The organism is Streptomyces sp. NPDC093064 (assembly GCF_044754605.1).
In the GTDB taxonomy this organism is placed as follows: Bacteria; Actinomycetota; Actinomycetes; order Streptomycetales; family Streptomycetaceae; genus Streptomyces.
The window spans coordinates 63,986-73,962 of record NZ_JBIVPK010000038.1 but is presented as its reverse complement, the minus strand read 5'-3'; the positions used below and the strand labels follow the sequence as shown (position 1 = coordinate 73,962).

The following is a 9,977-nucleotide window of genomic DNA, read 5'->3' as shown; positions in this document are numbered from 1 at the left end:
TGCACCGACTTCACAACCGACGTGTTCCCCGCCTTGTCCGTCGCCCGATACGACAACGTGTGCGCACCAACCGCACTCACCTGAACCGGCGCCGAATAAGTCGCATAGGCCGCACCGTCCAGCGAATACTCGATCTTCGCCACACCCGACTCAGTGTCGGAAGCGGACACCGTCACCGTCGCACTGCCCACGTAGTTACCGGAAGCGTCCTTCGTCCCGGACACAGTCGCCGACGTCTCCGGCGGCGTCTTGTCCTCCGGCTGAGCCGCCACCACGGTGAACTGCACCGACTTCACAACCGACGTGTTCCCCGCCTTGTCCGTCGCCCGATACGACAACGTGTGCGCACCAACCGCACTCACCTGAACCGGCGCCGAGTACGCCGCATAGGCCGCACCGTCCAGCGAATACTCCACACTCGCCACACCCGACTCGGCATCCGAAGCGGACACCGTCACGGTCGCACTGCCCACGTAGTTACCGGAAGCGTCCTTCGTACCCGACACACTCGCCGACGTCTCCGGCGCGGTGGTGTCGCCGCCGGCTGCGGGGGTGACGACGAGCTCGCCCGTCATCGACTGGTGGCCCGGCATCGCGCAGAAGTAGCGGTACACGCCGGGCTTGAGGTTGACCTCGGCCGTGTACTTGCCCCCGTTGGAATCGAAGGGGCTCGCGAAGATGTTCAGGCTGACGTCGTTGTTGTAGTCGGAGCTCGAGACGTCGAACGTCAACGTGTGCGGCATTCCCGTGGTGTTGCCGGTCGCCGCGCTGTTCTCGAACACGATCGTCGCCGGTCCGGCCACCGCGGTGGTGGGTGCCGACGCGTACTTCGTGTAGTCGTCGCCGGCCGTCCAGGTGAGCACCTGGGTCGCCGCCTTCTCGGACCCACGGCTCGCCGCCGCGTACGCAGCCGGCACGGCCAACGAGAAGGCCGTGAACACGGCCACCAGCGCCACCAGCACCGGGTGTGCGCGGAATCGGCTGAGTGGCGCTGATCTGGAGAGGGGCGGATCCGTATTGGCATGGAGCAGTCTTCTGAACACCGCTGCACCTTTCGCGAATTCGCTTGTGCGGCACCGCGCAGGGACTCGCGGTCCCGTCTAGTGGATGACCAGCCGCCAGGATGAGCGCGTCGAGGGGGTGGTCGCCCGGACCCAACCTCTCTCAAAGTGCGGCAACGTTGGGAAGCTACCGGCCTTTTGACTACTCGCCAAGGTCTATGACCACAATCCAACCAACTTTGACCTGAGTCTGGAAAAACTGGAGGGGCGCCCGCTACGGTGAGGCGGTCCCGAGGCGAATCCCGTTCGCCCAGCCGTCCCGATACCCGCCGTATCCGACACATCGAGCCAAGCCGGACGGCTGCCACCGGAGTCCGATCCGACGACCGCCCCGCCTGCCCCACGGGCCCGAACGCCCCGCGCACCACCGCTCACCGCCCTGACGGGACGGCTGCCGTCGGCGGCGGCTCACATCACCACCACGCGACGCCTTCGGGCCCGCACGCGTTTCGAGGATTGGAGAACGATGACCGACTCAGGCGCAGGTACGAGACGCCGCTTCTCTCGGCGGGCCTTCGCCACCGGGGCGGCCGCCGCGGCGGTCGTACCCACGGTGCTCGGCATCACCGCAACCGCCGCCGCCCCGAAGGACAAGCCGGCGGAAGGAAACGGCCAAGGAAACAAGGGCACCGTCCGCAACCTGACCCTGTACATGGAGAAGCTGCCGAACGGGGAGATGGGCTACGGCCTGAAGCCGGGCGAGGCGACGATTCCCGGCCCGCTCATCGAGCTGACCGAGGGCGACACGATGAACATCGAGGTCGTCAACAACCTGGACGTCGCCGCGAGTCTGCACGTGCACGGCATGGACTACGACGTCGCCAGCGACGGCACCAAGATGAACGACAGCGTCGTCGAGCCGGGCGGCCGGCGGACCTACGTCTGGCGCACCCATGCCCCGGGCCCGAACCACGACGGGACGTGGGACGCCGGCAGCGCCGGCTACTGGCACTACCACGACCACAACGTGGGCACCGAGCACGGCACGGGCGGCATCAAGAAGGGCCTGTACGGCCCCGTGATCGTGCGCCGCAAGGGCGACGTCCTGCCCGACAAGCAGTTCACGGTCGTGTTCAACGACATGATGATCAACAACAAGGGCGCCCACAACGCGCCCACCTTCAAAGCCGTCCGCGGTGAGCGGGTGGAGTTCATCGTGATCACCCACGGGGACTTCTTCCACACCTTCCACATCCACGGCCACCGCTGGGTGGACAACCGCACCGGAATCCTCCAGGGGCCGCAGGACGTGAGCCGGGTCATCGACACCAAGACGGTCGGCCCGGCGGACTCCTTCGGATTCCAGGTGATCGCGGGTGACCATGTCGGCGCGGGTGCCTGGATGTACCACTGCCACGTCCAGAGCCACTCGGACATGGGCATGGCCGGTGTCTTCCTCGTGACCGAGGAAGACGGCTCGGTCCCCGGCGGCATGCCCCACCATTAGGCGCTGGACGGCAGCGGCGGGGCCCTCGATCCGGGCTCCGCCCCCCAAACCACGCCCGTCGTACCACCTGACGGTCCGACGGGCGTGTACGACTGCCGCCGGCCGGTCCTCACCCGCAAGGACTTGAGGCGAACCTGTCCTCGTCCCTCCGGCACCGTCCTTCCCGGGCCTGGTGACCGCCCGCCGAAATCCGCCTCACCCGGCGCACGCCGGGCGGGGCGTCCGCGGCAGCCCTCGCTCCACCCCCTGATCACTCTTCCGTTGTCGGATCGAGTCAAGGAGCAAGCATGGGCAAGAGAGACAGGTTCGCCCTCTCACGACGAAGCGGTGCGCCGCCGTCGCGTCCCGCGCGGGCCTCTGGTCACGCGTGGTCCTGGCGTCGCGCCGTGGTCCTGCTGTCCAGCGCCGCGCTGACCGTGGGACTTGCCACGCTGCCGGCCGTGGAGGCGAACGCGCAGCCGCCGGCTGAGACCGCCCAGGACGCCGGCGCCGAGAGCCAGGTGAACGTCCTGGTCTTCCACGGACCGGCCGCCAAGCAGGACGACCCCGTGAAGAAGGCCGCGGCGGCGATCGAGGCCCTCGGCGAGAAGAACGGGTTCAAGGTCGTCGAGTCCGATGACGCGGGTGTGTTCACCACCGCCGGCCTCGCCAAGTACCGAGGGGTGGTGTTCCTGTCGGCCGACGGCGTGACCCTCAACGCCGACCAGGAATCCGCGTTCCAGTCGTACATCAAGAACGGCGGCGGCTTCGTCGGTGTCCACGACGCCGCCCGGGCGCAGTCCGACTCGGCCTGGTTCACCGGGCTGATCGGCACCCGACCCGCCCTGGGCCTGCCCGACGCCGAGAAGGTCGTCGAGAGCGCGGTCAACTCGGAGAACCCGCCGAGCGAGGGCAAGGACAAGCTGTTCGACGGCAAGGACGACACCAAGTGGCTGGCCCGTACGCCGACCGCCTGGGTCACCATGAAGCTGGACAAGCCGGTCGCGGTGGTCAACTACGCGCTGACCTCCGCCAACGACTACCAGGGGCGGGACCCGAAGGACTGGAAGCTCCAGGGTTCGCAGGACGGCCAGAACTGGACGACCCTGGACACCCGGAGCGGCGAGACCTTCCCGTCGCGGTTCCAGACCAGGCAGTTCCAGTTCACCAACACGCAGGCCTACCAGCACTACCGGCTGGACATCACCGCGAACAGCGGTGAGCCGCTGACCCAGCTGGCCGAGCTGCGGCTGTTCAACGCCAACCCGACGCCTCCGCAGGCCTCCAAGGTCCAGCAGGCCGTGGTCGACGTGACGGATCGTCAGCACCCGGCCAACGAGGGCCTGCCGCTCAACTGGACCCGCTCCGACCAGTGGATCAACTGGGACCCGAACCCGGTCGGCAAGGTCCACACCATCGCCCAGGTCGAGGAGTGGAAGTACAAGCCGGGAGCAGGCTCCAACGGCGCGTTCCACCCGATCTCGTGGTGCCGTGACTACGACGGCGGCCGGTCCTTCTACACCGGCATGGGCCGCACCGAGGAGAGCTACACCACCGACACGAAGTTCCAGAGCCACCTCCTCGGCGCCATCCAGTGGACCACCGGTATGGTGCGCGGCGACTGCCAGGCGACCATCGCCTCCAACTACAAGACCGAGCGGCTGACGGCCCAGAACCAGGCGGGGCAGCTCGACCAGATCGGTGAGCCGCACGGTCTCACCATGGCCCCCGACGGCAAGGCCTTCTACATCGGCAAGGCCGCCTGCCCGTCCGGCGCGATCGCCGACTGGAACAACCCCAAGGTCGGCCTGGGCTGCGGCACCATCCACCAGTGGGATCCCAAGACCAAGAAGGTCAAGCTGCTCACCACGCTCGACGTGATGGGCAACCGGGGCAGCGGTAGCGAACTGGTCAAGAACGAAGAGGGCCTCGTCGGCATCACCCTCGACCCGAAGTTCGAGAAGAACGGGTGGATCTACATCTACTGGATGCCGCACGAGTCGATCGACCGCGACAAGCGGATCGGCCAGCGGACGGTCTCCCGGCTGACCTACGACTTCGCGTCCGAGTCCATCGACCAGGGCACCCGCAAGGACCTGCTGCACTGGGACACCCAGATCCACAGCTGCTGCCACGCCGGTGGCGGCATGTCCTTCGACAAGGACGGCAACCTCTACATCGGCTCCGGCGACAACAACTCCTCCGAGGGCTCCAGCGGCTACTCCGGGAACAACTGGACCCAGGACTACAAGGGCGTCTCCTTCCAGGACGCACGCCGCACCTCCGGCAACACCAACGACCTCAACGGCAAGATCATCCGTATCCACCCCGAGTCCGACGGCACCTACACCATCCCCAAGGGCAACCTCTTCGCGCCGGGCACGGCCAAGACCCGCCCGGAGATCTACGTGATGGGTGTCCGCAACATCGCGCGGCTCTCCATCGACCCGGTGCACAACTGGCTGAACGCCGGCTGGGTCGGTCCGGACGCGGGAGCCTCCAGCCCGGAGCTGGGCCCGGCCAAGTACGAGACGGCCACGGTCATCACCTCCGCGGGCAACCAGGGCTGGCCGTACTGCATGGGCAACCGGCAGCCGTACCGTGACCGCAGCAGCACCGACGCCAGCGTCCTCACCGGCTGGTACGACTGCGACCACCTCAAGAACGAGTCGCCGCGCAACACCGGCCTGGTGGACATCCCGCCGGCCCGCGACAACATGATCTGGTACTCGCCCCAGGGCGGCGGACCGGTCTTCCCCGAGCGCTCCGACGGCAGCGGCGTCCCCAGCTACGTCGACAGCGAGGCCACCTACACCCAGCCGTACCTCAAGGGTGGCGGCCAGGCCATCATGTCCGGTCCGACCTACCACCGCTCCCAGGTGGACACCAAGAGCGGTGTCGCCTGGCCGGCGTACTGGGAGGACAAGTGGTTCATCGGTGACGAGTCCAACGCCAACAACCGGGTCGCGGTGACCCTCGACCCCGACCACATCAAGGACCAGGGCGCGCCGGCCTTCGGTGAGGACGTGCGCAGCATCATCGCGCCCGGCAGCGGCGCCACCCAGATGCAGAGCTGGATGGATGCCAAGTTCGGTCCCGACGGTGCCCTGTACATGCTCGACTACGCGGGCGGCTTCTTCAGCCTGCACAGCAACCAGAAGCTCATCCGCATCTCCTACCAGGGCGGCCCGGCCACTCCGAAGCCGCAGGACGCGGGGGCGCGGGTCATCACCCAGAGCAAGCCGAAGGCGGTGGCGTTCTCCAGCGCCAAGACCGGCGGTGTGGCCTGGGAGTGGGACTTCGGCGACGGCAGCAAGCCCTCGCACGAGGCCAACCCGACGCACACGTACGCCGACTACGGCACGTACCACGCGAAGCTGACGGTCACCTACGCCAACGGCGAGAAGGCCACCGCGACGCTCGACGCCAAGGCCGGCTGCCCGGCTCCCGACGCCCGGCCGACCGTCCAGCTGCTGGACACCGACACGGGCGTGGCCAACCACAAGGCCGGAGGCGGCTGCACCGTCAACGACCTGATCGACGACGAGGCCTCCTGGTCGAACCACGGCGAGTTCGTCAGCCACGTCAACTCCGTGGTCAACGACCTCCGCAAGGAGGGCGTCCTCGACAACCAGGAGTCGGCGGCGATCAGCAAGGCGGCGGCGAAGTCCGAGATCGGCAAGGTCGCCGGGTACAAGTCCATCTTCGACGGAACCGCGGCGAGTCTGTCCGACTGGCGGCAGGCGGGCGCGGGTTCGTTCTCGGTCCAGCCTGACGGCACCATGCGCAGCACCGGCGGCATGGGCATGCTGTGGTACGCCAAGGAGGAGTTGAAGGACTTCTCGGTCAGGCTCCAGTTCCGGGACGTGGCTCCGGGTACCGCCAACACCAACAGCGGAGTCTTCATCCGGTTCCCTGACCCGCGGACACCGCTGGCGGAGCGCCCGGCCGGCAGTTGCGGGACGGTGGGCTCGGCCCGCACCGCCCCCGAGTGGGTCGCGATCTACTGCGGCCATGAGATCCAGATCTACGACGGGGCCACGGGCGAGGTCCAGAAGACCGGTTCCGTCTACAACTTCAAACCGCTCGGCCTGGACAAGGCGGGGGTGACCCCGAAGGGCCAGTGGAACGACTACGAGGTGCGTGCGGTCGGGCAGCACTACACGATCATCCGCAACGGCGTGGTGATCAACGAGTTCGACAACACGCCCGGCAAGTCGTCGTCCCGTGCGGGTGACCCGCCCACGGACCTGCGTCAGTTCCTCAGCGGGTACATCGGGCTGCAGAACCACAGCAACACCGATCTGACCGAGTTCCGCAACATCCGGGTACGAAGCCTGTAGCCGGACAGCAGAAGGAGCCGGGCTCGGGGCGGTCGCCCCGGGCCCGGCTCTTCTTTTTCTGGCTTCCGAGTCAGCCGGTTCGAAGCGTGCGAGCGGTCAGCCCAGCTGGGTGTCCAGCCACTGCAGGACGTCGGGGGTCACGGGGTCCGTGATGTCTGCGAACTCCTCGTGCCTCTTCAGGAACTTGGCCACGTACGGGCAGACGGGCACGATCCGCTTTCCGGACTCGCGTACGTCGGTGAGCGCCTCCTGGACCAGTTGGGAGGCGAGGCCCTGTCCGGCGAAGGCGTCGTCGATCTCGGTGTGGTAGAAGACGCGCTGTTCACCGCGGTCGCGGTAGGCGGTCAGTCCGGCGCGCTTGCCGTCGACCAGGATTTCGTAGCGGTGCTTTGCGTCTGCCCGCTGGACGGTCGGAGCGGTGGAAGGCTGGCTCATCGGGTTCCTCTCGGATGAGGTCGGTGACACGTCGAACGGATCAGTGGCGCGGTGGATTCCTGCGCGGCGTGATGACGGCGTTCGGCAGCGCGGGGGCGGGAAGCCGGTCCCCCGGGTATCCCTCGACGGCGCCGAAGCGATCGGAGGAGTTCTGCCAGTCGTCCCGGGCCTTGGCGATGTCCTCGTGGCTGCGCCCGATGAAGTTCCACCACATGACGATCTCCTCCTCGAACGGGGTTCCGCCGAGCAGGACCGTCCGTGCGATGTCGTCCGACTCGTTCGTCAGCGTCAGCGTGTCGACGCCCGGGTGGGCGTAACCCATCTCGGCGGGAGCCACCAGGGTGCCGGCCAGGCGCACCTCTCCCTGGTCGACCAGGAGGCCGTGCTCGAAGCCGGGGTCCACGGGGAGCGTGAGGGCCGCGCGCGGCTGGAGGACGATCTCGGCGCCGAGCAGGGGTGTGAAGGTCCGCACCGGGGAGGCGTGGCCGGCGAGGGAGCCCAGGAAGACCCTGATCTCGGCCCCGTCGATCCGCGCGGTCTCGGGTGCGTAGTGCTGGAAGTCCCGTGCGGCGTCGCGGTGCTCCTCCGGCAGCGCCACCCACAGCTGGACGCCGTGCAGGACGGTGGTCCGCGGGGTGGAGACCTCCGAGTGGCAGATGCCGTACCCGCCGGTCATGAGGTTCAGCTCGCCGGGCCGTACGTAGGCGTGGCTGCCCAGGCTGTCCCGGTGCTCGATCTCCCCGCTGAACAGCCAGCTCACCGTCTGGAGCCCGGTGTGCGGATGCGGGGCGACGTCCATGCCGCCTGTCACCGAGACGTCGTCGGGGCCGTAGTGGTCGGCGAAGCACCAGGCGCCGATCAGGGTCCGGGCGCGCTGCGGCAGGGTCCGCCGCACGGTCATCGCCCGGGGGCCGCCGAGGGGCACGTCACGCGCGGTCAGGACGTCGACCCGGGCCGCCTCGGTCGGCCGCTCGCCGTCCGCCGGCCCGCCGCAGCGCACTTCCATGGGTTTCGTCTCGGCGTTGCTCACCGTCGACCGCCTCCCTCAAGAATCGTTTTACATTCAACTATCATGCCGTGATAATAGGTCGGGCGACACCGGCAGGTACACACCACACGACAAGGGAGCCGCACAGGCCCCGGAGGAGTCCCAGGTTGAGCACCCACACGACGGAGTCCGCGACCCAACGGATCTTCATCGACAAGCAGAGCCCCACCGCATACCGCGCGCTCGTCCAGGCCGCGGAAGCGGTCCGTACGGTCACCGCCGAGGCGGGGCTCGACCGGACGCTCGTGGAACTGGTCAACCTGCGCGTGTCGCAGATCAACGGCTGCGCCTACTGCCTCAACGTACACACCAGGGCGGCTGTGCGGGCGGGCGAGACCACACAGCGGCTCGGGGTGCTGGCGGCCTGGCGGGACACCGAACTGTTCACCCCCGACGAGCGCGCGGCGCTCGCGCTCGCGGAGGCGACCACCGACCCCGGTGACGCGGCCCTTCAGGAGGCCGCGTACGACACGGCCCGCGAGGTGCTCACCGACGACCAGATCTCCGCCGTGATCTGGGCGGCGGTCACCATCAACGCGTTCAACCGGGTCTCGATCATGAGCAAGCATCCGGTACGGCCGCAGTAGTCCGCCCCTGGCCGGGGCGGCTCAGCGCTGCCGCAGGTATTCCGCCCCCAGCGCCCGCAACCGCTCGTGGACCCCTGTGTAGGCGCGGGCGCCGCCGAGGATCCGCTTGGGCAGCTTGGCGACCATCGTGTACTGGGTGTCGCACACGTTCGCCGCCGGTGCCAGCCCGGCCTGGCTGACCAGCTGGTAGGCGTCCAGCTGGTCGAGTCCCAGCAGATCCGCCGTCCACTGCACCAGGTCGTGCTGGCTGATCCGGAAGGCGTCCTCCAGTGGGCGCGCGTGGCCCGTGCTCAGCAGGAAGTCGTCGTTCTCCAGCCGCGGCACCGCGGGCGCGCCGCCCTTGACGAGATCCACGGCCACGACCGTGTTCATGGCGGTCTCCACCGCGGTCCCGCACACCTCGCCCTCACCCTGGCGTGCGTGGCCGTCCCCGATGGCGAGCATCGCGCCCTCGACGTTGACCCCGAAGTACACGGTGGTTCCGGTGCGCAGTTCCGGCGTGTCCATGTTGCCGCCGTGCACACCCGGCGAGATGGACATCAGCCGTTCGCCCGCGGCGGGGGCGACGCCGACCGTGCCGTGCATCGGATCCAGCGGCAGATCCACCGCGAAGTCGCTTCGGCGGGCCTCGAACCGGCAGGTGCCGGCCTTGGCGTCGATGGCGTAGAGCCAGACCCGCTCCTCCAGCGCCGGATGCAGCATGGCGGTGGCGTGGGTGGCGGTCAGCGCGCCGAAGTGCGGGAAGGTGCTGGACACGCCCCAGTCACGGGCCGGGGAGATGTCCACGAAGTGCACCGCCAGCGCGTCGCCGGGTTCGGCGCCGGCGACGGCGATGGGACCGGTGACCGGGTTCAGGTAGGGGAAGGAGCACACCTGACTGGGCAGGTCGGCCGTTCCGCGTACCCGGCCGCCGAAGCAGTCCTCGGTGGTCAGCTCCACGATGCTGCCGGGCGGCACCGTCACGACGGGCGACCCGCCGCCGAAGGAGTAGGCGTACCGGTCCGGGTCCGCGGGGATGCTGATCACCTGGGCGAGCGTGTTCAATGTGTCTCCTTGCCTGCGGGAATACGGGATGCG

General features: G+C 68.5%; 7 protein-coding genes. 3 read left to right on the top strand and 4 right to left on the bottom strand.

The window, feature by feature from the left end; all coding sequences use genetic code 11:
• A partial coding sequence (locus ACIQFZ_RS32210; RefSeq protein ID WP_402692859.1) for an OmpL47-type beta-barrel domain-containing protein occupies positions 1-1,043 on the bottom strand: 1,043 nt, incomplete at its 3' end.
• A 484-nt stretch (positions 1,044-1,527) separates the two neighbouring features.
• On the opposite strand from ACIQFZ_RS32210, the gene ACIQFZ_RS32205 reads away from it, so the two are divergent.
• Together ACIQFZ_RS32205 and ACIQFZ_RS32200 are read left to right on the top strand one after the other, a co-directional pair.
• The gene (locus ACIQFZ_RS32205; protein ID WP_402692858.1) at positions 1,528-2,508 is read left to right on the top strand and encodes a multicopper oxidase domain-containing protein; all 981 of its coding nucleotides are present in this window, start codon (positions 1,528-1,530) and stop codon (positions 2,506-2,508) included.
• Positions 2,509-2,795: 287 nt separating this feature from the next.
• Positions 2,796-6,830 carry a ThuA domain-containing protein gene (locus ACIQFZ_RS32200; protein ID WP_402692857.1) on the top strand — a complete coding sequence of 1,345 codons (4,035 nt, stop codon included), beginning with the start codon at positions 2,796-2,798 and terminating at the stop codon, positions 6,828-6,830.
• Between the two features lie 96 nt (positions 6,831-6,926).
• Here the strand turns inward: ACIQFZ_RS32200 and ACIQFZ_RS32195 are convergent, their stop codons facing one another.
• Positions 6,927-7,265 carry a GNAT family N-acetyltransferase gene (locus ACIQFZ_RS32195; RefSeq protein WP_383061649.1) on the bottom strand — a complete coding sequence of 113 codons (339 nt, stop codon included), beginning with the start codon at positions 7,263-7,265 and terminating at the stop codon, positions 6,927-6,929.
• 40 nt (positions 7,266-7,305) lie between these two features.
• On the bottom strand, positions 7,306-8,295 hold the full coding sequence (locus ACIQFZ_RS32190; protein ID WP_402692856.1) for a pirin family protein: 990 nt from the start codon (positions 8,293-8,295) through the stop codon (positions 7,306-7,308).
• 125 nt (positions 8,296-8,420) lie between these two features.
• Here ACIQFZ_RS32190 and ACIQFZ_RS32185 point away from each other — a divergent pair, with 125 nt between their 5' ends.
• The gene (locus ACIQFZ_RS32185; protein ID WP_402692855.1) at positions 8,421-8,900 is read left to right on the top strand and encodes a carboxymuconolactone decarboxylase family protein; all 480 of its coding nucleotides are present in this window, start codon (positions 8,421-8,423) and stop codon (positions 8,898-8,900) included.
• Positions 8,901-8,921: 21 nt separating this feature from the next.
• Here the strand turns inward: ACIQFZ_RS32185 and ACIQFZ_RS32180 are convergent, their stop codons facing one another.
• Positions 8,922-9,944, bottom strand: coding sequence for an acetamidase/formamidase family protein (locus ACIQFZ_RS32180; protein WP_402692854.1), 1,023 nt, complete (start codon positions 9,942-9,944; stop codon positions 8,922-8,924).
• Positions 9,945-9,977: the final 33 nt, after the last annotated feature.

What these genes read in the sequence shown, in the direction of transcription:
- ACIQFZ_RS32200 (WP_402692857.1), top strand. Translation starts at nt 2,796, where the DNA reads ATGGGCAAGAGAGACAGGTTCGCCCTCTCACGACGAAGCGGTGCGCCG.
- ACIQFZ_RS32205 (WP_402692858.1), top strand. Translation starts at nt 1,528, where the DNA reads ATGACCGACTCAGGCGCAGGTACGAGACGCCGCTTCTCTCGGCGGGCC.
- ACIQFZ_RS32195 (WP_383061649.1), bottom strand. Translation starts at nt 7,265, where the DNA reads ATGAGCCAGCCTTCCACCGCTCCGACCGTCCAGCGGGCAGACGCAAAG.